This is a genomic window from Helicobacter pylori HUP-B14, assembly GCF_000259235.1.
GTDB lineage: Bacteria > Campylobacterota > Campylobacteria > Campylobacterales > Helicobacteraceae > Helicobacter > Helicobacter pylori_CU.
In genome coordinates, this window is sequence record NC_017733.1 from 1,576,800 (window position 1) to 1,599,280 (window position 22,481).

General features: G+C 38.9%; 25 protein-coding genes and 3 pseudogenes. 10 read left to right on the top strand and 18 right to left on the bottom strand.

The annotated features are described in order from the left end of the window. Positions 1 to 222 precede the first annotated feature (222 nt). Both HPB14_RS07565 and HPB14_RS07570 read left to right on the top strand, forming a co-directional pair. Complete coding sequence (locus tag HPB14_RS07565) at positions 223 to 819, top strand: peroxiredoxin (protein WP_000961634.1); 597 nt, start codon at positions 223 to 225, stop codon at positions 817 to 819. Between the two features lie 140 nt (positions 820 to 959). Then, positions 960 to 1,775, top strand: a complete 816-nt coding sequence (locus tag HPB14_RS07570; protein ID WP_000990976.1) for a MetQ/NlpA family ABC transporter substrate-binding protein — start codon at positions 960 to 962, stop codon at positions 1,773 to 1,775. A gap of 464 nt (positions 1,776 to 2,239) precedes the next feature. Here the strand turns inward: HPB14_RS07570 and HPB14_RS08340 are convergent. The 10 genes and pseudogenes from HPB14_RS08340 to HPB14_RS07615 all read right to left on the bottom strand — a co-directional run. Then, positions 2,240 to 2,314: pseudogene (locus HPB14_RS08340) on the bottom strand (sodium:calcium antiporter); the annotation flags it as partial. Positions 2,315 to 2,524: 210 nt separating this feature from the next. Continuing rightward, positions 2,525 to 4,291, bottom strand: coding sequence for a penicillin-binding protein 2 (gene mrdA, locus HPB14_RS07575; protein ID WP_000793674.1), 1,767 nt, complete (start codon positions 4,289 to 4,291; stop codon positions 2,525 to 2,527). Continuing rightward, complete coding sequence (locus HPB14_RS07580; RefSeq protein ID WP_000949876.1) at positions 4,272 to 4,715, bottom strand: hypothetical protein; 444 nt, start codon at positions 4,713 to 4,715, stop codon at positions 4,272 to 4,274. The genes mrdA and HPB14_RS07580 overlap by 20 nt, the downstream gene beginning before the upstream one ends. Positions 4,716 to 4,726: 11 nt before the next feature. Then, entirely contained in the window at positions 4,727 to 5,353 is a 627-nt protein-coding gene (gene yihA, locus HPB14_RS07585) for a ribosome biogenesis GTP-binding protein YihA/YsxC (RefSeq protein WP_000560428.1), read from the bottom strand. Further along, positions 5,350 to 5,907, bottom strand: a complete 558-nt coding sequence (gene lptA, locus HPB14_RS07590; protein WP_001267775.1) for a lipopolysaccharide transport periplasmic protein LptA — start codon at positions 5,905 to 5,907, stop codon at positions 5,350 to 5,352. Before lptA ends, yihA begins: the two co-directional genes overlap by 4 nt. Beyond that, positions 5,907 to 6,500 (bottom strand): hypothetical protein, encoded by a 594-nt coding sequence (locus HPB14_RS07595; protein WP_000831016.1) that lies wholly within the window; start codon positions 6,498 to 6,500, stop codon positions 5,907 to 5,909. The genes lptA and HPB14_RS07595 overlap by 1 nt, the downstream gene beginning before the upstream one ends. Further along, positions 6,475 to 6,969: a KdsC family phosphatase gene (locus HPB14_RS07600; protein ID WP_000593735.1), complete on the bottom strand. Its 495-nt coding sequence runs from the start codon at positions 6,967 to 6,969 to the stop codon at positions 6,475 to 6,477. Before HPB14_RS07600 ends, HPB14_RS07595 begins: the two co-directional genes overlap by 26 nt. Then, positions 6,966 to 7,910 carry a septal ring lytic transglycosylase RlpA family protein gene (locus HPB14_RS07605; protein ID WP_000521854.1) on the bottom strand — a complete coding sequence of 315 codons (945 nt, stop codon included), beginning with the start codon at positions 7,908 to 7,910 and terminating at the stop codon, positions 6,966 to 6,968. The genes HPB14_RS07600 and HPB14_RS07605 overlap by 4 nt, the downstream gene beginning before the upstream one ends. After that, complete coding sequence (locus HPB14_RS07610; protein ID WP_001126237.1) at positions 7,910 to 9,028, bottom strand: lytic transglycosylase domain-containing protein; 1,119 nt, start codon at positions 9,026 to 9,028, stop codon at positions 7,910 to 7,912. The genes HPB14_RS07605 and HPB14_RS07610 overlap by 1 nt, the downstream gene beginning before the upstream one ends. 83 nt (positions 9,029 to 9,111) lie before the next feature. After that, positions 9,112 to 9,876: a TatD family hydrolase gene (locus HPB14_RS07615; protein WP_000469322.1), complete on the bottom strand. Its 765-nt coding sequence runs from the start codon at positions 9,874 to 9,876 to the stop codon at positions 9,112 to 9,114. Positions 9,877 to 9,950: 74 nt separating this feature from the next. Here HPB14_RS07615 and ribE point away from each other — a divergent pair, with 74 nt between their 5' ends. The 4 genes from ribE to metI are packed head-to-tail and all read left to right on the top strand — an operon-like array spanning position 9,951 to position 12,498. Beyond that, the gene (gene ribE / locus HPB14_RS07620; protein WP_000491114.1) at positions 9,951 to 10,571 is read left to right on the top strand and encodes a riboflavin synthase; all 621 of its coding nucleotides are present in this window, start codon (positions 9,951 to 9,953) and stop codon (positions 10,569 to 10,571) included. Then, entirely contained in the window at positions 10,572 to 10,844 is a 273-nt protein-coding gene (locus tag HPB14_RS07625; protein WP_001044047.1) for a FlhB-like flagellar biosynthesis protein, read from the top strand. Between the two features lie 21 nt (positions 10,845 to 10,865). Then, positions 10,866 to 11,849: a methionine ABC transporter ATP-binding protein gene (locus tag HPB14_RS07630; RefSeq protein ID WP_000259791.1), complete on the top strand. Its 984-nt coding sequence runs from the start codon at positions 10,866 to 10,868 to the stop codon at positions 11,847 to 11,849. 1 nt (position 11,850) lies between these two features. Continuing rightward, positions 11,851 to 12,498: a methionine ABC transporter permease gene (gene metI, locus HPB14_RS07635; RefSeq protein ID WP_000625468.1), complete on the top strand. Its 648-nt coding sequence runs from the start codon at positions 11,851 to 11,853 to the stop codon at positions 12,496 to 12,498. 192 nt (positions 12,499 to 12,690) lie between these two features. Here metI and HPB14_RS07640 read toward each other — a convergent pair whose 3' ends face one another. The 3 genes from HPB14_RS07640 to wecA are packed head-to-tail and all read right to left on the bottom strand — an operon-like array spanning position 12,691 to position 14,735. Further along, positions 12,691 to 13,122 (bottom strand): hypothetical protein, encoded by a 432-nt coding sequence (locus tag HPB14_RS07640; RefSeq protein WP_000914298.1) that lies wholly within the window; start codon positions 13,120 to 13,122, stop codon positions 12,691 to 12,693. 9 nt (positions 13,123 to 13,131) lie between these two features. Continuing rightward, the gene (gene lpxF / locus HPB14_RS07645) at positions 13,132 to 13,728 is read right to left on the bottom strand and encodes a lipid A 4'-phosphatase (protein ID WP_014658559.1); all 597 of its coding nucleotides are present in this window, start codon (positions 13,726 to 13,728) and stop codon (positions 13,132 to 13,134) included. Next, positions 13,725 to 14,735, bottom strand: a complete 1,011-nt coding sequence (gene wecA, locus HPB14_RS07650; protein ID WP_014658560.1) for an undecaprenylphosphate N-acetylglucosaminyl transferase WecA — start codon at positions 14,733 to 14,735, stop codon at positions 13,725 to 13,727. The genes lpxF and wecA overlap by 4 nt, the downstream gene beginning before the upstream one ends. Positions 14,736 to 14,875: 140 nt before the next feature. Here wecA and pdxJ point away from each other — a divergent pair, with 140 nt between their 5' ends. From pdxJ to flgG, 4 genes are all read left to right on the top strand, one after another. Then, positions 14,876 to 15,664, top strand: coding sequence for a pyridoxine 5'-phosphate synthase (gene pdxJ / locus HPB14_RS07655; RefSeq protein ID WP_001210851.1), 789 nt, complete (start codon positions 14,876 to 14,878; stop codon positions 15,662 to 15,664). A gap of 1 nt (position 15,665) precedes the next feature. Continuing rightward, on the top strand, positions 15,666 to 16,589 hold the full coding sequence (pdxA, locus tag HPB14_RS07660) for a 4-hydroxythreonine-4-phosphate dehydrogenase (protein WP_001074987.1): 924 nt from the start codon (positions 15,666 to 15,668) through the stop codon (positions 16,587 to 16,589). A gap of 63 nt (positions 16,590 to 16,652) precedes the next feature. Continuing rightward, on the top strand, positions 16,653 to 17,675 hold the full coding sequence (tsaD, locus tag HPB14_RS07665; RefSeq protein ID WP_000603647.1) for a tRNA (adenosine(37)-N6)-threonylcarbamoyltransferase complex transferase subunit TsaD: 1,023 nt from the start codon (positions 16,653 to 16,655) through the stop codon (positions 17,673 to 17,675). Between the two features lie 616 nt (positions 17,676 to 18,291). Next, entirely contained in the window at positions 18,292 to 19,080 is a 789-nt protein-coding gene (gene flgG, locus HPB14_RS07670; protein WP_000946437.1) for a flagellar basal-body rod protein FlgG, read from the top strand. Between the two features lie 22 nt (positions 19,081 to 19,102). Here flgG and HPB14_RS08625 read toward each other — a convergent pair. From HPB14_RS08625 to HPB14_RS08510, 5 genes and pseudogenes are all read right to left on the bottom strand, one after another. Then, positions 19,103 to 19,377, bottom strand: a pseudogene (locus HPB14_RS08625) (flagellar biosynthesis protein FlgG). Between the two features lie 188 nt (positions 19,378 to 19,565). After that, positions 19,566 to 19,760: a hypothetical protein gene (locus HPB14_RS08630; protein ID WP_324185925.1), complete on the bottom strand. Its 195-nt coding sequence runs from the start codon at positions 19,758 to 19,760 to the stop codon at positions 19,566 to 19,568. Continuing rightward, positions 19,736 to 19,996, bottom strand: a complete 261-nt coding sequence (locus HPB14_RS08635; protein WP_411155671.1) for a DUF3944 domain-containing protein — start codon at positions 19,994 to 19,996, stop codon at positions 19,736 to 19,738. Before HPB14_RS08635 ends, HPB14_RS08630 begins: the two co-directional genes overlap by 25 nt. Positions 19,997 to 20,600: 604 nt before the next feature. After that, positions 20,601 to 21,362, bottom strand: a complete 762-nt coding sequence (locus tag HPB14_RS07690; protein WP_000323712.1) for a DUF3944 domain-containing protein — start codon at positions 21,360 to 21,362, stop codon at positions 20,601 to 20,603. A gap of 257 nt (positions 21,363 to 21,619) precedes the next feature. After that, positions 21,620 to 22,338, bottom strand: a pseudogene (locus tag HPB14_RS08510) (DUF3944 domain-containing protein). Positions 22,339 to 22,481 lie beyond the last annotated feature (143 nt).

The following is a 22,481-nucleotide window of genomic DNA, read 5'->3' on the forward strand; positions in this document are numbered from 1 at the left end:
TAATTTATGAAGCGATTATAACACCATTAAGGAAATACAAGCAGTAAAAATGAAACTATTTTTCACAAAATCCTAAAATATTAAAGAAAATATTTTTTCATTAACTTTTTAAGATTATACTCCACCATGTTTCCGCTGATTGAGTGGAAAGCATAATAAATTAAATCTGTTTTAGGTTTAATTTTGATCCAACAAAATTTTAAAACACTTAAGGAGTTGTATATGTTAGTTACAAAACTTGCCCCGGATTTTAAAGCACCTGCCGTTTTAGGAAACAATGAGGTTGATGAACACTTTGAGCTTTCTAAAAATTTAGGTAAGAATGGTGCGATTCTTTTCTTTTGGCCAAAAGATTTTACCTTTGTATGCCCTACAGAAATCATTGCGTTTGACAAAAGAGTGAAAGACTTCCACGAAAAAGGCTTTAATGTGATTGGCGTGTCTATTGACAGCGAACAAGTGCATTTTGCATGGAAAAACACCCCTGTAGAAAAAGGCGGTATTGGTCAAGTAACTTTCCCTATGGTAGCTGATATTACCAAAAGCATTTCTAGAGACTATGATGTGTTGTTTGAAGAAGCGATCGCTTTGAGAGGAGCTTTTTTGATTGACAAAAACATGAAAGTAAGGCATGCGGTGATCAATGACTTACCATTAGGCAGAAATGCAGATGAAATGCTTCGCATGGTGGACGCTCTCTTGCACTTTGAAGAACACGGTGAAGTGTGCCCAGCAGGTTGGAGAAAAGGCGATAAAGGCATGAAAGCAACTCACCAAGGCGTTGCAGAGTATCTCAAAGAAAATTCCATTAAGCTTTAATCGGCTTAATTCTTTTAACCAAGAGAGTTCTTTCTTGGTTAAATCCTTTCTTTTTGATTCTTCGCTTAGTTTTAAAGTTTTCGTATCGTTTTATCTTTTTATCATTTTTGAATTAATTTTTTTTTAATAAAGGGGTTTTTATGAATGCATTCAAGCGTATTATTAGTGTGGGGGTAATTGCTTTAGGTTTGTTTAACCTTTTAGACGCCAAACACCACAAAGAAAAAAAAGAAAACCACAAAATCACTCGTGAGCTTAAAGTGGGTGCTAACCCTGTGCCGCATGCGCAAATCTTGCAATCAGTCGTGGACGATTTGAAGGAGAAAGGGATCAAATTAGTGATCGTGTCTTTTACGGATTATGTGTTGCCTAATTTAGCGCTCAATGACGGCTCTTTAGACGCGAATTACTTCCAGCACCGCCCTTATTTGGATCGGTTTAATTTGGACAGAAAAATGCACCTTGTTGGTTTGGCCAATATCCATGTGGAGCCTTTAAGATTTTATTCTCAAAAAATCACAGACATTAAAAACCTTAAAAAAGGCTCAGTGATTGCCGTGCCAAATGATCCGGCCAATCAAGGCAGGGCGTTGATTTTACTCCATAAACAAGGCCTTATCGCTCTCAAAGACCCAAGCAATCTATACGCTACGGAGTTTGATATTGTCAAAAATCCTTACAATATCAAAATCAAGCCTTTAGAAGCCGCATTATTGCCTAAAGTTTTAGGGGATGTGGATGGGGCTATTGTAACAGGGAATTACGCCTTGCAAGCAAAACTCACCGGAGCCTTATTTTCAGAAGACAAAGACTCGCCTTATGCCAATCTTGTAGCCTCTCGTGAGGATAACGCGCAAGATGAAGCCATAAAAGCACTGATTGAAGCCTTACAGAGTGAAAAGACCAGGAAATTTATTTTGGATACCTATAAAGGGGCGATTATCCCGGCTTTTTAAGCCATTTGGATAACATTCGTCTTTAAGATGAATGGTGCTTTATAGGCACTAATAATAGGCGCTAATAAAAAGCTTTGTTCTCATTGGATATTGATCAAAAATACTAAGAGTATTTTTAAAATAAAACGAAAAGAGCTTGCACTAATCAAGCGACAATTTCTTAAAAGCGTTATTTCTTAAAGGGGGAAATGGCGCAAAATAACCCCCCCTTATCCCTTTAAACCACCCAAGCAGAAATCCCAAATATCTTTAGTGTTTGGGATGAATGCTTTAGTTCCGCTAGGAACTATACTTAAATTATACTTAACATTATTTTTCACTAGTGGAATGAAACGCTTGCATTCAATGAGGTATTTTGGGTATCATTCATGGCGTGAAATTATTAACACTAGCACTAACATGATAATATTTTCACTGACACCTTTAAACAAGGTGTCGCTTTTCATTCAATTCGCAAACAACGATTATTCGTTGTATCGCACTTGCGAATAAATGCAACGAAACCTCTTCACATAAGTGTCATTAGGGTTGTGTTTCACAACATGATCAATCATTTTGCAGAACTCAATCAGTCTCATATTGTCAATTTCATCTGTGGAGCACAGCCAATGCCTAAAATTTTAATAAAGACCAGTTTTAAACAATTATTAAACTGAGTGAGTTATAGAGCGGTGGAATGAGTTGGAAACAAGTTGGCTGATTGTCTTTAGCGTTTGGGTTAATGCGTTTTTGAAAAGATTTGGAGTTTATTAAAGATAGCCAAGCTCATAGAGTTTGTTGCTCATTTTCACTAACAAGCCCCCTAGTTTTGACCCCCCTTCCCCATGTTCTACTAAAATAGTGATAGCGTATTTGGGTTTTTCATAGGGCAAAAATGCGGTAATCCACGCATGGGATCGATGGAAATATTCCATATCCTTTTCTTTCATGCGATTGACGATGTTTTGAGCGATTTCTACGACTTGCGCGGTGCCGGTTTTGCACGCTAAAGTAACCTTAGAACCCCTTGTGGAATGATAAGCGGTGCCGTCTTTATGGTTGCACACTTCATACATGCCCATGCGCAAGGCTTGGAGCTTCTTTTTTTGAAAACTATTCAGGGGATCTTTGAGTGGTTGTTTATTATTGATAGCAAAATGAGGCGTTGCCAGTTTGCCTGTCGCAATGAGTCCCGTGTAGGCTAGAACCTGCAAGGGCGTGGCTAAAAAAGAGCCTTGCCCAATAGCGGTAATGAGCGTGTCCCCAACGCGCCAATCTTGATTGAAGCGTTTGAGTTTCCACAAATTATCCGGCACAATCCCCACAAATTCATTCGGCAAATCAACGCCCGTTTTTTCCCCAAAGCCCACTTCCCTTAAAGTTTTAGAGAGTTTTTCTATAGAGATTTCAAGCCCAAACTTATAAAAATACACATCCACGGACTCCCTAATGGCTTTATACAAATTGGAATTGCCATGCCCTGTTTTTTTCCAATCCCTAAATTTGCGCTTACCCACTTCAATAAAAGGGGGGGTGGGTATGGTGGTGTTTTCTGTGATATGAAGGTTTTCTAAAAAGCTCAAGCCCACGCCCATTTTAACCACAGATCCCGGCGGATACAAGGCGTTAGCGAAGCGGTTTAATAAGGGGTTATAAATATCATCTTGAAGTTTTTGCCATTTGTCTTGACTGATCCCGCCTACAAAATCGTTCAAATTGTATTCAGGGTAACTTCCTGCAACGAGCAATTCCCCATTTTCTGCGTTCATCACTAAAATAGCCCCTCTCTTATTTTCAAAGAGCTTGTCCGCTTCTTTTTGCAAGCGTTTGTCTAAACTCAATTGCAAGTGGTTGTTGGTGCTTGGCGGCACGACTTCTAAAGTGGCTAATTCCTGATTGAGTGCATTGACATGCATGATTTTATAACCCACCTTGCCTTGCAAAAGCTTGTTGTATTCTTTTTCAATGCCGGTTTTGCCTACAATCTGGCTGTATTGATTCTCTTCATCGTCTTTTAAATCTTGCAAACTTGCCACCCCCACATAACCTAAAACATGCGAGGCTAAAGCGTTATTAGGGTAGTAGCGCTTGTCTAAAGGGCGCACAAAAATGCCTTGAGTTTGAATGAGTTTGGTATAAATGGATTGCATGGTGGCGTAGGGAATGAAGCCCACCACTTTAATGAGGTTATGGTTATAAAGCGAATTTTCTTTTTGGTAATTATTTAAAAGCGTTTCTTTGGAAAAATTAGGGAAAAACTTTTGGATCATTTCAATTTTTTCTAAAAGCTCTTTTTGTTTCAATCCACTAGGCAAAAACACGCCAAACACCAATTCATTAAGGGCTAAAAACTCATGGTTTCTGTCTGTAATATCGCCCCTTGTAGGGACTAAAAATTCCTTTTTGGTCATGTTGCGTTCGGCCAGTTTTTCATAGTATTCTTGATTTTTAACGCTTAGAATAAATAAATTTAAAACTAACAACCCCCAAAACCCTATAAAAACAAAGAGTAAAAGCTTATAGCGAAGATTTTTCATACAAACCCCACAAAGCGCTCTCTATGAGTGCAAAAAGAGCGAGAAAGCCGATCGTCTTCAAATCCAAAGACACCGAAAAAAAGCGCGATAAATAGAGGTAATAAACCAAAAAGACATGCAAAGTTTTGAATAAAAAGCCGTCATTAAAAAGCTTTAAAGAGTTTTTATAAACGATTTGGTGGTAGATTAAAAACAATAAAGCTAAAACGCCTAAAGTCTTTAAATGCATGCTCTCAAACCAAAACAAACAACCAAACACGCTCAAATTGGGTAAAAAACGATCGTATTTTTTCGCATAAAACAAGAATAAAAACCCAATCATAGGGGGTAAAAAAGGCATTAAGTCTCTCAAAAGGCTATAAAAATAAAAACTAAAGATCCCTAAACATAAGAAAAAAAAGGAATCTTGTTTTAAAGAGAGCATGGTTTTGTGGCTTATAAGGGGTTAGTGAGCAAGTATTTCAAAAGGGTTTGGCGCACTATTTCAAGGGTTGGGTATTTTGAAGAAAGAGCGTTAAAATGGGTGGTATTGATTAAAAAAGGTTTAGGAGCGTTTAAAAAAAGGCGGTGTTGCTCGTTTTTATTCAACTTGTCAAATTTCGTAAAAAGAGAAAGGTAGGCTTGATCGGGCCTTAAAAGGGCTTGAATGTTTTCTTTAGCGTTTTTATCAATTTCTAAATCCAAGTGGCGTGCATCTATCAAGTGGATAAAAAGTTTGATTGAAGTCCTAATGCTCAACAATTCCCATAAAAACCCCTCCCATTCTTTTTTCAAGCTTTTAGAAACTTTAGCGTAGCCAAACCCGGGCAAATCAATCACATTAAAAGTGGTCGTTAAGGCGTTTTCTTTATCTTCCCAAGTGGTGGAAAAAAAATTCACTAAGCGGGTTTTTCCCGGCGTCGCTGAGCTTTTGGCGAGATTTTTCCCTAACAAGGTATTAATAAACGAGCTTTTGCCTACATTGCTGCGCCCTAAAACCACCATTTCAGAAGTCAAACTCGCAGGGCATTGAAAAAGCTGGCTAGAAGAAGTGAGAAAATGAGCGTCTTTAATGGCGATCATGGTTTTTCCTTAGCGCCTTTCTTCTTCAATTTAGCCTTACGATTTTCTTCATTAATATCTTCCATATCAAACACAAATTTAGCGGGCCGTTTCGCGCTCCCTAACACGTCAGCATAACCCTTAGCTTTGTTTAAAATGATTTCATCGCCGGTGATGACATTAGATTTCCCCACTTCTCTAACCACCGCATTTTGCAATAATTTGTATTCCCCATTCAGCGCGTTATAAATGAGCTTGTCAGCGCTCCCGCTGATTTCACGATTATCCTCTGTAAAGATGTTAAAATGCGTGTTCCCTGTGGCTTCATAACGCTCTGGCTTTCGTTTATCGTTTAAAAACACGCTCACCTTATCCGCAAACAACCGGTCTTTACCTTTTTTGATCTGCACATTGCCTTGAATGACGGCGGTTTTTGTTTTGTCGTTCGCTACAAATTGGTTGCCGGTAATCTCTAAAAGCTCTCTTTCTTTTTTCAAACCTTTATTCTCTGTTTTTTGCGCGTCCATCACGCTTAAAATACCAAAACAACACACCAAAAAACACCACCAACGCATTAAAATCCTCCTTTGAAAGTGGGGAATTTTTTCTTTTCTTTCTGACTTTGTTTGATTTCATCTAAAAACAAATTGGCTTGAATGCTTTGAGCTTCAATAATAGCTAATGCATGCGAATAGGAAATGTCAAGCCCTTCAATCTTACTATCCTTTGAAGTGAGAATGAAACGGCCCTTGCCTTTAAAATTTTGCTCCTTATGGTTATAAATCCCTGTTTCACTCCAAAAACTAGAATCATCGCTTCTTTTATAAGTAACCCCATTAGGGAAGAAATACAAATCCTGCTGCCGTTTGGCCTTAGGAGACTCAACGCTTTCTATCGTGTCTTCATCATAACGGCTGATTTTAGAATCAAAAAAGATCTCATGATCGTCGTATTGTAAAGCTTTTTTGCCCTCTATGGACAGATCAAGGATTTTATCGTTGATTTGAAACGCTTTAAAATTTTCTAATTCAATTTTAGGGATATTTTCTTTAGAGACCACGCTAGTGGGTTGGGAACGCAAAAAGAAAAACACTAGCCCTATCGTGATAAAAGACAAAACCACAAAGAAGTTTAAAACGCTATTAGAGGTAAAGCTTGAGCGCTTCATCTTGCAAGCCTTCTAATTCTAAGAGATAATCAATCGCTTCCCTAACAGCCCCCTTACCCCCTGAATTTTGCAACACTTTATAGGCCTTGCTTTTAAGCAAGGGGTGCGCATCAAAAGGAGCGAAACTCAAAGCGCATGCCTTAAACATGCCTAAATCGTTATAATCATCGCCTACACATGCGATTTCTTGCGCACTCAATTGCAAGTCTTTTTTGAGCCGCTCCACAACCACGCTTTTATTTTCAACGCCCATAAAAACAAATTGAACGCCCAAACTCTCCATGCGTTTTTTGACCATGATTGAAGTTCTTCCTGTAATGATAGCGATTTTTTTGCCTAATTTTTGCCATAGCGTCATGCCAAGCCCGTCTTTAACATTAAAAGCCTTGATTTCGTGAAAATTTTCATCAAAATACAACGATCCGTCTGTGAGCGTGCCATCCACATCTAAAAGCAATAACTTAATCATTCTCTCGTTAAAACCGCATTCTGGTTATATTTTTTCATAAAATCCCTAGCCTCTTCTTCGCTTTGAAACCCTTGAACTAAAACCTTATACAAATCGTCCTTAAAAGCAACCTTGACGCTGTAATTTGGATTTTCTGCTTGCAATTTATCCGCTAAAGTTTGAGCGCCTATTTGGTTTCTAAAAGCCCCCATTTGTAAAGAAAATTTCCCTCCGCTCACGCTTTTTTCGCTCTCGCCGACTTTAAATTCCTTGTGTAAGATCTTTGAAGAGCTGGCGTTAAAGGATTGTTCGTATTGCGTGGAGATAATCCCACCAAAACCCAAAACAATAAGACGCACGCTGGCCGTGCCTTTTTTAACCATGTCAATATCCCTAGCGGCCGCATTAGACAAATCAATGATGCGATCGCTCACAAAAGGCCCTCTATCATTAATGCGCACAATGGTGCTTAAGTTATTATCAACATTGATGACTTTCACCACGGTGTTCATGGGTAAAGTCTTGTGCGCAGCGGTGTGGGCATACATGTTATAAATTTCCCCATTACTGGTTTTTTTGGCATGGAAGTTAGGGCCATACCAGCTCGCAATGCCATCAAATTTTTCGCCTAAATCCACTTTAGTGGGGTAATACCACTTGCCCCCCACTTGATAAGGGCGCATGGTGGCCCTTTGGATCGCGCTAGAATCGCGCATGCCGTTATCTAGGGGTTGTTTTGTATTGCTGTCTTGCGAATCGGAGTGGTGTTTGAAATGGCGTTCAAAAAAATTGCGCTTATAGGTGGCTTTTTTGGTTGTCGGATCATAGTCTTTAGCGTTTTCATAAGCGCGCAAGCTTTCATGCTTATAAGACAAATTCTTTATTCCCTCTTTTTTAACCGCACAAGCACTAATCAAAAAAATAACGCCTAAAAAACAAACTTTTTTTAACGCCAAACCCATTAAAATTCCCTTGTAGCGAGTAATTTCTTATTGGTAGGGATGATTAAACGCTGGTGGATAAAGATATTAGAATCTTTGAGGTTATTGGCTAATTGGATACTAGAAATACTGACTTGATAGCGTTTAGCGATAGAAGATAGGGTTTCTTTAGGCAAGACCACATGGGTGATGAAAGGGCTTTTAGGATTAGCTTGAGCGTTTTTATTTTGTTTGAGTTGGCGTTGTTTGAAAAGGGCGAGTTTTTCATAAGGGATATAAATGGTGTAGGTGGGGTCTTTAGAAGGCAGAATGTTATAGCGGAATTGGTGGTTGTAGGATTTTAAGGTTTCTAAACTCAAGTTTAAATTTTTGGCCACTTGGATTAAAGAAGTGTGCCTTTTAAACGGAACGCCCACCAAACTCACCCTCGCCCCACGATTGAGCAAGTATTCTTTATCTTTGAGGTTGTCTAGGCTATTGAACTTTAACGCTAGGCTCAGAATGGAGCGGATATACTCTCGTGTCTCTTTAGGGAGGTATTTTTTATCTTCATCTAACAAAATCTTAATGTCCGAAGTGCCAGCGGCTTTAATAGCGTTTTGAACCTTGCGTAAGCCGTAATTATACGCCATAGCGACTAAATACCACTCCCCAGTTTGTTTGTAGAGCCGTTTCAAATAAGTGATTGCTGCCTGAGTGCTTTTAATGGGGTCTCTTCTTTCGTCAATGTAATGATTGACCTTAAGCCCTAATTCTTTAGCCGTGCTTGGCATGAATTGCCAAATCCCTACCGCTTTTTTCCTACTATAAGCCCTTGATGAAAATTTAGACTCGGCCATGGCTAAAAATAAAAATTCTTGCGGAACGCTCGCTTCTATGAGCATGTTTTTAATGATGGGGATGAACTGGTAATTCACATCAAATCTTTTGACAAGTCTTTTCCATTCTTCTTCTTCATTCATTTTCTTTAAAGCGTTGGGCATTTGGGATAAAAAGCCCGCATTAACCCCAAAAGCCTCTAGCGCTTTGGTGTCAATATTAGATTCAAAAGCCATTTTCGCATGGCCTAAAGAAGCCAATAAAAGGGTAACAAAAAAAACCAACCATTTTTGACTAAAACACTTCATTCTTTTTGGCATCATATCCTAATAATTAATCTAGCTTTTAAAATAGCTTCGATTATAACTAAACTTGAATAACGCTTTCTAACACAGCCCTAATTTTAGGGGAAGTTAAAGAGCGTTTGAGCGTTATGCGTGCTTAAAGAAGCGAGCTCTTCAGTCTCTATGTGGATGATTTCGGCAATTTTTTGAGCGATTAAAGGGATATAAGTGGGGCTATTCCTGGTGCCTCTAAAAGGGTGTGGGGTTAGATAAGGCGAATCCGTTTCTAAAAGAAGCCTGTTTTTAGGGATTTTAGGGAGGATCTCTACCAATCTTTTAGCGTTTTTAAAAGTGCTAACCCCCCCTATCCCATAGTAAAAACGATCGCTCAATTCCAAAAGCATGCTATCAGCGTTAAAGCAATGCAACACCCCAAAAGCCTTAGGATAGCTTTTTAAAAGATTCAAACTATCAAAACTCGCCTCTCTGATGTGGATAATCAAGGGTTTGTTGTGTTGGATAGAAAATTCAATCTGTTTGGTGAAAACTTCTTTTTGCTTGCTTTTATAATTTTCTCTTTCATTCAATTCAGGCAAGCGGTAGTAATCCAATCCGCATTCGCCTATCGCCACGCATTTTTGATGCCCAACAAATTTTTCAAACAAGCCTTCATCAAAGCTTTCCACATCATAAGGGTGAGCGCCTATGGCAAAAAACACGCCTTCAAATTTTTCGCTAATTCCTACCGCTCTATCCAGATCCTTCATGTCTGCGCCCGGAATCACGCATTGAGTAACGCCTTTTTCCAGGCTTTCTTTTAACACTTCTTCTAAATCGTTTTCATAATCCTTGTGATCCAAATGGCAATGCGTGTCTATAAACATGCTTTTATCCTATGGTTTTATTTAGTATGTTACAATACTTAAGCATTTTAACATAAGGAAAATAATCATTAACGATGTTCAGCGGTCTAATCAATCAAATAGCTAAAGTGAATAGTTTCCACAACAATATTTTAAGCATAGAGAGCGATCTCAATCCCAAGCTTGGCGATAGCATTGCGATAAATGGGGCGTGTTTGACCGCCATAGAAAGTTCAAAAACGCATTTTAGCGTGGAATTGAGCCAAAAAACCCAAAACAGCGTAGCGTTAGAAAATTACAAGGATTTAGTCCATATTGAGCCAGCCCTAAAAGCCGATGCGAGTTTGGATGGGCATTTTGTGCAAGGGCATATTGACGCTATCGGGGTCATTGAAAAAATCATTCACAACGCTAATCAAGTGGATTTTTTCATCAGCGCTTCTCAAGAAACGCTTTTATTGTGCGTTGAGCAAGGCTCTATTGCAGTTGATGGGGTGAGTTTGACTTTAAGCAAGGTAGAAGAAAAAGGGTTTTGGCTAACGATTATCCCTTACACTTTAGAAAACACCCTTTTTAAGACTTATAAACTCAAACGGCGCGTGAATATTGAAACGGACATGTTAGTCCGCAGCGTTGCGTCTATTTTGAAAAAAACAAAAGGGTTTGAAAAAAATTTCTCTTGGAATGACGCCGATGCCTTGACTTTAGGGTATTAGATGAATAAAACCATAAAAGCCGCCGCTCTAGCCTATAACATGGGGCAAGATCATGCCCCAAAAGTGATTGCAAGCGGGGTGGGCGAAGTGGCTAAAAGGATCATTCAAAAAGCTAAGGAATACGATATAGCGCTCTTTTCTAATCCCATGCTGGTGGATTCGCTTTTGAAGGTGGAATTAGATTGCGCGATACCTGAAGAATTGTATGAAAGCGTGGTGCAAGTGTTTTTATGGCTCAATAGCGTGGAAAATAACGCGCAAATGTCCAAGTGATCGGGATATAAAGTTAAAACGATGGTAGTGGAATTAAAAAACATTGAAAAGATTTATGAAAACGGGTTTCATGCTCTAAAAGGCGTGAATTTGGAATTGAAAAAAGGCGATATTTTGGGCGTGATAGGCTATTCAGGGGCGGGGAAATCCACGCTCATTCGCTTGATCAATTGTTTAGAGCGTCCTAGTTCTGGCGAGGTTTTAGTCAATGGGGTCAATCTGTTAAACTTAAAGCCTAAAGAATTGCAAAAAGCGCGCCAGAAAATAGGCATGATTTTTCAGCATTTCAATTTATTGAGCGCTAAAGATGTGTTTGAAAATGTCGCTTTCGCTTTAGAAATCGCCCGATGGGAAAAAACTAAGATTAAATCAAGGGTGCATGAATTGTTGGAATTGGTGGGGTTAGAAGATAAAATGCATTTTTATCCTAAACAGCTAAGCGGTGGGCAAAAGCAACGAGTGGCGATCGCTAGGAGTTTAGCGAATTGCCCTAATTTGTTGCTTTGCGATGAAGCCACATCCGCACTGGATTCTAAAACCACGCATTCTATTTTAACGCTTTTAAGCGGCATTCAAAAAAAGCTTGATTTGAGTATCGTTTTCATCACGCACCAGATTGAAGTGGTTAAAGAATTGTGCAATCAAATGTGCGTGATCAGCAGCGGCGAAATTGTGGAAAGAGGCTCGGTGGAAGAAATTTTTGCTAACCCTAAACATGCCGTTACTAAAGAATTGCTTGGCATCAAAAACGAGCATGGGGATCAAAAATCGCAAGACGTTTATCGCATCGTGTTTTTAGGGGAGCATTTAGACGAGCCGATCATTTCTAATTTGATCAGGCGTTTTAAAATAGACGTGAGCATCATTTCAGGCAATATTGAAGAGCTTACGACTAAAGATATAGGGTATTTAGTGGTGCGGTTTTTAGGCAGTGTTGCAGAGACTCAAAGGGCTTTAGAGTATTTAAACGCTTTAGGCTTGCAAGTGGAAAAATTAAAGGATTAAAATGATTTCTCAAATGCTCATTCAAGCCACGCTAGAAACGCTTTATATGGTGTTTGTGGCGAGCTTTTTGGCGGTTGTTTTTGGCTTGCCTTTGGGGGTTTTATTGTTAGTGAGTAAAAAAGGGCATTTGTTAAACAAACCCCTTTTGCATAAGATTTTAGACACTTCTATCAACATGACTCGCTCTTTCCCTTTTATCATTCTCATTATTTTGCTCCTGCCTTTATCACGCTTTTTGATTGGCACAAGCATTGGCTCTAGCGCGAGCATTATCCCGCTAGCCATTTCAGCCATTCCTTTTGTCGCAAAGCTTTTTGAAAATTCTTTAATGGAAGTAGAGCATGGCAAGATTGAAACCACTTTAAGTTTGGGAGCGTCTAATTTAGAGGTCATTAAAATGATGCTTTTAGAGAGCTTGCCCTCTTTAGCGAATAACATCACCATCACCTTAATTTCTTTAATAGGCTATTCGGCTATGGCAGGAGCGTTAGGGGCTGGGGGCTTGGGGGATTTAGCCATTAGGATTGGCTATCAAAGTTATAGGGGCGATGTGCTTTTTTATGCGGTGGTTGTGATCATTGTTTTAGTGCAAATCATTCAAAGCACGGGGGATTATGTGGTGAAACGCCTAAGAAAGCATAAGTATTAGGGATTTGGCTCTCATCAAATACGAATATTCAAAGCCAACTTTAATACTCTTTGGCTTTTTAAATAGGATCGCTAAGCTTTGTTTATGGCGAAACTCAATTCTCTAAAAACGCTTTAAAAGGTTATCGCTCAACACTTGAATTAAAGCTTTTTACAATCAATATTCAATTAAATCGCTATGCAAAAATGGGCTTTATTTTGTGCCGTTGATAAATTTATCCATCTGTTTTTCTAAGTCTATGATTTGCGTTATCGCTCCTTCTAAAATTTCAAAATTTTTAGCGTTTTTTGGGGCAACGCATGCGAGTTTGTTGGAAGCTTTTTCTAACGATTGGATGTCTTTAAGCAAGGTTTTTAAAACTTCTACGCTTTTAAAATCCTTTTCAAAATAATCATCAAATTGCCGTTCTGTTTGAGACAAGTTCTCCAAAAAAGCGCTTTGAAGGCGTATTTGGGTGCGATCATGCCCGGTTTCTATGCAGGTTTTATAGGTTTTATCGATCGCAATAAAAGCGTCTTTGGCTTTCACAAAAGCCTTTGAAAGCTCAACAATGATTTCATAATGTTCGCCTTCCGCTCTTAAAAACCCTAAAAAGAGCGAAATGAATAATAACTTTTTTAGCACTTTATCCCTTTACCATTGATAAGAAAAGCTCACCCCATAGCGGCTACTGCCCTTAAAATCGCTAGAAATTTCAGGATAGAGCATCCATTGCTTAGGTTTGTAGCGTGAAGTGAATAAATAAGCAAACCCCCATGCGATAAGGCTGCCGATCGTAACTTGCAAGATCGTGTGTTGTCCTGCCACCACTCTGCTAGCGTCAGTAAGGATTGCAAGAGCGATCACAGGAAGAGCCGGCTTCCACCCATAGCGGTAATACACAAACCCAGCCGCGCTAAACGCCCCCCCAGCATGCCCGCTTGGCATGCCCCTCCAAGAATTACAGCATGGCCGTTTAGCAAATCCCACTCTAGCCCCATCTTTATGGGCGGTGCTAAAAGCTCCTTTAAGGCCATAAATCACTCCTTGAGTAACCAATGTGCCGACCGCTAATTCCCCTAAACCTCTATAATCGCGCATCGCCAAACTGACTGTGCCTACAAAAATAGGTAAAAACCTAAGTACATCGCCAATCTCTTCTAAAATGTATGCCCCCTCATTGATCGGCTCACTCCTTAAAGGATAGACCCATAAGAGCAGGATCAAAAAAAGACCTTTGAGTTTTTTCATTGAAACGCTCGCTTTTCTAAAGCGCAAACTTGTCTGTTCAAATAAGCATAGCCTATTAAATAGCATGCGATAAAGACTAAGCCAATAATAATGAGCGCGTAAGAATTTAAGCGGAATAAGACGCTGATTAGAATAAAAGGCAAGTTGCACAGAATAAGGATAAGCGCGCATAAAGGGTTAGGGTAATTGAAAGAGCGTTGTTGCAAGAATTTAAATAAAAGGGTGTGCAAATGCAAGTTATCTGGCATGGTGGCTTTCTGGCGTTTTATTTTGCGCCTTAGGATACTAAAAAGCACCTCTATGACCGGATAAAGCATTAAATTGAGCCCAAAAAACACGCTGATTTTTTGCTCCAAACTCAAATGTAAAAGGGAAATCCCGCACACCAAACCCAAAAAATACGCCCCCCCATCGCCTAAAAAAATCTTTCCTAAAGGGAAATTTAACACCATAAACCCAAGCACCATGTAAGCCAGCAAACAAGACAAACTGCTAGGGTCTATATAATGGATGACTAAAAGAGTAATCGTGCAAATCCCTGATGCCAGCCCGTTAAACCCGTCAATGATATTAATAGCGTTACTGATACCCACCAGCATAAAGATAGCGAATAAAAAAGCGATAAAATAAGGCAAGCTAAAAAGGGGCGAAAAATCGCTCACCACTAAAGGCGTTGATGAGATGATGCAAACAACCCCTACGGCTTGCAAAATAAGGCGTATTTTGGGGCCTAATGAAAGGTTAATGTCTTCTAAAAAACCGCTTAAAAAAACTAACAACAAACCCAAGAAAACAAAAAACCCCTTAAAAGGCATTTCAAAAGGTTCAAAATAACAAGCCAACGCAAAAGAAAGAAAGATCCCAAGCCCCCCGGCTCGTGGGGTTCTTGCATGATGAAAGCCCTGTATCTTATTAGCGTTATCCACAAAGAGCATGGATTTTTTAGACCACAGAACGATCAAAGAGCAAATAAATAAACTGGTTAAAAAATATAGCACCCACAACACTTTTTATTGGATTTAATTGACATTTTGTTTTGGGTATTATAGCATTTTTAAAAGATAGCTTGATGACAAAATCTTATAAGCATAAGGAGGGGTTTTATGTTACAATTCCAAAAATCATTATTATAAAATAAAGGATAGCCATGCGTTTTGGATTGAATATTGATCACATTGTTACTTTAAGAGAGATAAGAAAGACTTATGAGCCTGAGATTTTAGAAGCTTTATTCATCGCTAAAAACACCCATAAAGTGGATTTAATCACCATCCATTTGAGAGAAGACAGACGGCACATTCAAAATGAAGATGTTTTGAAGTTGCTTGAAATAAGCCCTTTGCCTATTAATATTGAATGCTCTATCAACGCTCAAATCACTGATTTTTTATGCTCTTTGAAAAATAAGCCAAGTAAGGTTACGATCGTGCCTGAAAACAGGAATGAGGTTACGACAGAGGGGGGGTTGGATTGCTCACTAAAGGGTTTAGGAGAGGTGATTAGAGCGTATCACAATAAAGGCATTGAAGTGTCTTTGTTTATTGATCCTTTAAAAGACTCTTTGCATTTTGCAAGGGAGCATCAAGTCAAGCAAGTGGAGTTCCACACTGGGGTGTATGCGAATTTGCACAACGCTTTATATTCTAACGCTAACAATCAAATCCATGCCATTAGCGCGCTCAAAGACAAAAGCCCCAAAGAATTGAAAGAAGAATTGCACAACGCCTTTTTGCAATTAAGGAGAATGAGTAAAGAAGCGTTTTTTATGGGCATCACGGCGTGCGCGGGGCATGGGTTGAATTATACTAATGTGAAAGAATTGTTAAAAATCCCCTCTTTAAGAGAGCTTAATATCGGTCATAGCGTGGTTTCAAAAGCGGTTTTAGTGGGCTTAGAAAAAGCGATTTTAGAAATGGCGCAACTTATTAAGCGATAAAATGGCTAAAAAGAAAATTGCGATCAGTTGCGGGGACATTCAAGGCGTAGGCTTAGAATTGATTTTAAAAAGCCATAAGGAAGTGAGCGCGATTTGTGAGCCGTTGTATCTCATTGATGGCGAACTTTTAGAGCGGGCCAATCAATTGCTTCATAACGCTTATGAAACTAAAACGCTTAACACACTCGCTATCCATTCCCCCTTACCCTTATTAAACTCTAGCACGATAGGCAAAGTCAGCGCTCAAAGCGGGGCGTATAGCTTTGAGAGTTTTAAAAAGGCTTGCGAGTTGGCGGATAGTAAAGAAGTGGATGGCATTTGCACTTTGCCTATCAACAAACTCGCATGGCAACAAGCTCAAATCCCTTTTGTGGGGCATACCGATTTTTTAAAACAACGCTATAAAGATCATCAAATCATCATGATGCTTGGGTGTTCAAAACTCTTTGTGGGGCTGTTTAGCGACCATGTGCCTTTAGGGGCGGTTTCTCAACTCATTCAAGTGAAAGCGTTAGTTAAGTTTTTATTAGCGTTTCAAAAAAGCACTCAAGCCAAAATCGTTCAAGTGTGTGGTTTTAACCCCCATGCGGGCGAAGAGGGCTTGTTCGGGGAAGAAGATGAAAAGATTTTAAAAGCCATTCAAAAGAGCAACCAAACGCTGGGCTTTGAATGCTTTTTAGGGCCATTGCCGGCCGATAGTGCTTTTGCCCCCAATAAACGAAAGATAACCCCCTTTTATGTGAGCATGAGCCATGATGTGGGGCTAGCCCCTTTAAAAGCGCTCTATTTTGATGAAAGCATCAATGTGAGTTTGAACGCCCCCATTTTACGCGCTTCCACTGACCACGGCACGGCGTTTGACATTGCTTATCAAAACAAAGCGAACAACAAAAGCTATTTGAACGCGATCAAATATTTGGCTTAAAGATTTTAAAATACAAGCCAACAAAGTATAATTCAATCTCTAATATTATTCAAAGATAAAGACATGATTTTAAGCATTGAAAGTTCTTGCGATGACAGCTCTTTAGCCCTTACAAGAATAGAGGACGCTAAACTCATCGCTCATTTTAAAATCTCTCAAGAAAAGCACCACAGCTCTTATGGGGGTGTTGTGCCTGAGCTTGCATCGCGCTTGCATGCTGAGAATTTGCCGCTTTTATTAGAACGCATTAAAATAAGCTTGAATAAGGATTTTTCCAAGCTCAAAGCCATCGCTATTACGAATCAGCCAGGTTTGAGCGTTACTTTAATAGAGGGTTTGATGATGGCAAAAGCCTTGAGTTTGTCTTTGAATTTGCCCTTGATTTTAGAAGATCATTTGAGAGGGCATGTGTATTCGCTATTCATCAATGAGAAGCAAACTCGCATGCCTTTAAGCGTGCTGCTAGTCTCTGGGGGGCATTCTTTGATTTTAGAGGCTAGAGATTATGAGAATATTAAAATCGTTGCCACGAGTTTAGACGATAGCTTTGGGGAGAGTTTTGATAAGGTTTCTAAAATGCTTGATTTAGGCTATCCAGGAGGCCCTATAGTGGAAAAATTAGCCCTTGATTATAGGCATCCAAACGAGCCTTTAATGTTCCCTGTCCCTTTAAAAAACAGCCCGAATCTGGCTTTTAGCTTTTCAGGTTTAAAAAATGCGGTGCGTTTGGAGGTTGAAAAAAACGCCCATGATTTGAACGATGAGGTAAAACAAAAGATTGGCTATCATTTTCAAAGCGCGGCTATTGAGCATTTAATCCAGCAAACCAAACGCTATTTTAAAATCAAACGCCCTAAAATTTTTGGCATTGTGGGAGGAGCGAGCCAAAATTTGGCTTTAAGAAAGGCGTTTGAAAATTTGTGCGATGCGTTTGATTGCAAGCTTGTTTTAGCCCCTTTAGAATTTTGCAGCGACAATGCCGCCATGATAGGGCGATCAAGCCTAGAGGCTTATCAAAAAAAGCGCTTTGTCCCTTTAGAAAACGCTAACATTTCGCCAAGAACGCTGTTAGAAAGTTTTGAGTGAATGGATACAAAAAGAAAACGCATGATAAAACGCCCCAACATTTATCAATCTTTTATCTGTATTTGAGAGATTAAATTTGAATAAAAGCGCATTAAAACTGAATTAACGAGTAAGCAAAAAGCCTTGAAACGCTTGACGAGAATTGTTTTATTATGGGCAGATTATTAGATTAAATACGGATTAAATCTACAATTTTATAAAAAACCGCTATCATTTAAGTTAAATTTAATGATTATTGCATTATAGTTTCATCACAAAAAGGGTTTAAAAAATCCTTGAGAGTTGGTAGCTCTTAAGGATCTGTATTTGGTGTAGTGGTGTTACGAGCACCATTAACACTATGATGATTAATAATAATTTCGTAGTTATCTCCTTTATGTTATTTATGGCATGTTTCTTAATAGGCATTATTATTCAAACCATTAGGTTGGTAGCTAATGGTTTCAAACATCTATTAAGGAGTGCATGTTTTGAATTGTATCATGTCAAACGCTAAAGATACTTGGGATTTCTTGCTTGAATGGGTTAAATTTTTTATTAAAAGAGCGTTTTAGTCAAATTTAATCTTATTTTTGTTATAATTATAGGCTGTTAAGTTTCAGTTTAAAGGGAAAAAATGCTCCGCTCTCTCTATAGCGCCACTTCAGGGATGCTCGCCCAACAAACGCATATTGACACCACTTCAAACAATATCGCCAATGTCAATACCACTGGGTTTAAAAAATCTCGTGCGGATTTTAATGACTTGTTTTACCAAGCGATGCAATACGCTGGCACCAACACAAGCAACACGACTTTATCGCCAGATGGCATGGAGGTGGGCTTAGGCGTGCGCCCTAGCGCGATTACTAAAATGTTTTCGCAAGGCAGCCCTAAAGAAACGGAAAATAATTTAGATGTCGCTATTACGGGTAAAGGCTTTTTTCAAGTCCAGTTGCCTGATGGCACCACCGCTTATACAAGAAGCGGGAATTTCAAGCTAGACGAGCAGGGCAATCTTGTAACAAGCGAGGGCTATCTCCTCATCCCTCAAATCACTTTGCCCGAAGACACCACGCAAGTAAACATCGGTGTGGATGGCACGGTGAGCGTGACTCAAGGCTTGCAAACGACTTCTAATGTGATCGGGCAAATCACTTTGGCTAATTTTGTCAACCCGGCGGGGCTTCATTCTATGGGGGATAATTTGTTTTCCATCACCAACGCTAGCGGTGATGCGATTGTGGGCAACCCGGATTCTCAAGGCTTAGGCAAGTTAAGGCAAGGCTTTTTGGAACTTAGTAATGTGAGATTGGTAGAAGAAATGACGGATCTAATCACCGCTCAAAGGGCCTATGAAGCCAATTCTAAAAGCATTCAAACCGCTGATGCCATGCTCCAAACCGTCAATTCCCTCAAACGCTAATTGGAGCGGTTGTTGCCATTTTTTAATTTTTGTGGCTAGGGTTTTTAAGTTTTTCAACACCGCTTTTTGGGTTATTGTTTGAATGGTGTTTTCCTTTTATGAAAAAACAGCCAAAACAGCTAGACCGATAAGAACGATAGAGATGATAGCCAGATACCACATTTTCTTTTTATCCGCTTCTTGTTGCGCTTTCTGTTCTGCTTCTTGTTCCGCTTTCAATTTTTTGCGTAAGGTGGCAACCAAAACGCATGCAGGCACGGTTACCCTATAAGCCGGCCCGGCAAGATTGATGCTCACTAACGCGCCTGTGATGACCCAACCAATAGGGCCAGCTAAAATACCCAAAGTTTTTTTAAGCACTACTTTACCCACCACAGACGATAAACCATGCCCTAGAGTTTATCTTACCATTGCATCTGCAACAGATACAGCCAACGCATAAGAATGAGAGCCACCGGCTTTAAACAGCGTTAAAACAGATGCGATTAGGACTTTTTGTTCTCACCGATCACTTTATCAATATTTGTCATGCCCAATTCATGGCCGAGTTCTTTAATCTCTCTCCCACTCATTTTTTCTAAACTATCTTTCAAAAGTTTAGAAAGCATGTTTTTCTCAATCAAAGAGGTTGGAGATTCTTCATGGTAATTAACCTTTAAATGATCGCACGCATCGCACAAAATCTCTTTGTATAAGACCCCTTCGTTTCTAAAAAATTAATAAAAGTATTGCCCCCGTAACGCTGCAATTCTTCAGCGATCCTTTCTGCGTATTTAACGTAATCATCGCCATGCCTTTTGTATTCTGTTGAATTTGTCAATTCTTCATTCATTCTTAGTGTGCCATCTTCATCATAAACAAGCGCATCAAACAAATCTTTCAAATCATTAGAGCTTAAGTGATTTAAAAATTCCAAGTCGCTATTTGTATGCCATATTATTCCTTTAATTTTATTCCTACCACCGCTCAAATCCCACCAACCCCCCTTTTTAGTGATGAGTGATGAGTGATTATAGCATCATTTTTTAAAATCATGTTTAACGCCCTAAAAAGCTCAAGCACGCCCGCTAACTGCGTATAAAAATAGTGTTACAGATGCTAATGAGCTTTATTGATTTTACAACCAGAGAATGATGATAATAATTAAAATATTTTGATGTGCTTATCATTTTGGACAAAACAAATCTGAATTTGGAAGCAGAAATTTATTGATTTTTTAGGTAAGGCTAATTTAACAAACCGCTATTTTGATTTTTGACACAAGGAAACCCCCTCCTTTAACCCTCTAACCCTTACTTTTTGTCGTTTTTATGTTCGTGGTTAGCGGTTGCATTGATTGGCTTGGTTTTGGCTATTTTTTTGACAACTTCCGTTGTTTTGATTTTTAGCATCACCTTTTTGATTGTGGTTTTGATTACTGCAACTGTTACTCATTTTTTCTCCCTTTTAAATTAAAATAAAAACTAGATGCATTTTCGCATCTAGGTCTCCATTCTATACCTTTTTTTCTAAAAAAAAGCTTAAACGGATTCTATTTGCAATGACTTCTTACCTTCATTGGCTTGCTGCGTTTTTAGGCGTAAAGTGGCAACCACAATGCATGCCGGTATGGTTACCCTATAAGCCGGCCCTGCAATATCAATCGCTGTCCATACGCCTGTAATGATCCAGCCAACAGGGCCTGTTAAAAAGCTCAGGGTTCTTGTAAGCACTTGATTGCCCGCAAGCGATAAACCACGCCCTAGAATGGTTTTTGCGACCGCATTCGCAACAATGACCGCTAATTGATAAGATTTAAAGCCTCCCATTTTAAACAGCGTTAAAGTCGCCGCGCTTAAGGCTTGTCTGTTCAAATTGTCAGTGTTTTTTATGGACAATTCATCGCACATTTCTTTCACTTCTTCATCATCCATTTCTTCCAAACTTCTTTCTAAGATTTTAGAAAGCATGTTTTGTTCAATTAAAGTCGTTTCGGTTTTCTTGTTGTAATTAACCTTTAATTTATCGCACACATCGCATAGGATTTCTTTGTATAAAACTCCTTCGCCTTTAATGAAACTCGCAAAACTATTACTCCCATAGTATTGCAACTCTTCAGCGATTCTTTCTGCGTATTTAGCGTAATCATCGCCATGCCTTTTGTATTCTAGGGAGCTTGTGAGTTTTTCATTGTGTCTTTTTTCGCCGTCTTTACCAAAAACAAGCACCTCAAACAAATCCAATAAATCACTAGATTCCAATTGCTTTAAAAATTCCAAGTCTCTATCATATTTGTATGCCATATTATTCCTTTATATCGTTTTATCACTTATTAAAAACAAACGACTTTTCGCGCTCCATCGCTGTTTTTCTAAAGTGGTTACTGATTTTAATATCATTTGTCTAAAACTATACTTAATATTCTAAAAAGGCTTAAACTCAAAAGCCCAACGCTCTTAAGATTGCTTTAAGGCATCAATTCTTTTAAACGCTAAAAATAAAACCCAGACATTTTATAATCTAGGTTTATATTGTATTTTTAAGAAAGGTTTAAAAAGAGTTAAAGAAGATTTTTAATTTCGTTCGCTTGTGCTTTTAGGCGTAAAGTGGCGACCACAATGCATGCCGGTATGGTTACCCTATAAGCCGGCCCTGCAATATCAATCGCTGTCCATACGCCTGTAATGATCCAGCCAACAGGGCCTGTTAAAAAGCTTAGCCCTCTTGTAAGAGCGGCATTTGCCCCTAGAGACAACCCTCTTTGAAAAATCGCCTTTATCACGGCATTTGCAACAATTAAAGCTAATTGATAGGATTTGAAACCCCCCATTCTAAAAGCGTTAAAGCAGCTGTGCTTAGGGCTTGCTTGCCTAATTTATTGGTGTTTTTCACTCCTAATTCATCGCAAAGCTCTCTAATCTCCTCATCGCTCATTTTTTCCAAACTTTTTTGTAAAATACTAGAAAGCATGTTTTATTCAATCAAAGTTGTGTCAGACTTTTTGTTGTAATTGACTTTTAATTTATTGCACACTTCATACAAAATTTCTCTGTATAAAACCCCTGTACCTCTCAACGCGCTCGCAAAGCTATTAGCCCCATAATGCTGTAACTCTTCAGCGATTCTTTCTGCATATTTAGCGTCATCATGGCCATGTCTTTTGTATTCTTCTGAAAGCGTTAATCCTTCAGTAAATCTTTTTTTACCATCTTTGTCATAGACAAGCACATCAAACAAATCTTTCAAATCATTAGAGCTTAATCGCTTTAAAAATTCCAAGTCGCTATTTGTATGCCATATTCTTCCTTTAATTTATTTCTACCGCTCGCTCAAATCCCACCAACCCCCTCTTTTAGTGATTAGTGATTAGTGATTAGTGATTAGTGATTAGTGATTACAGCATCATTTTTTAAATTTAGGCA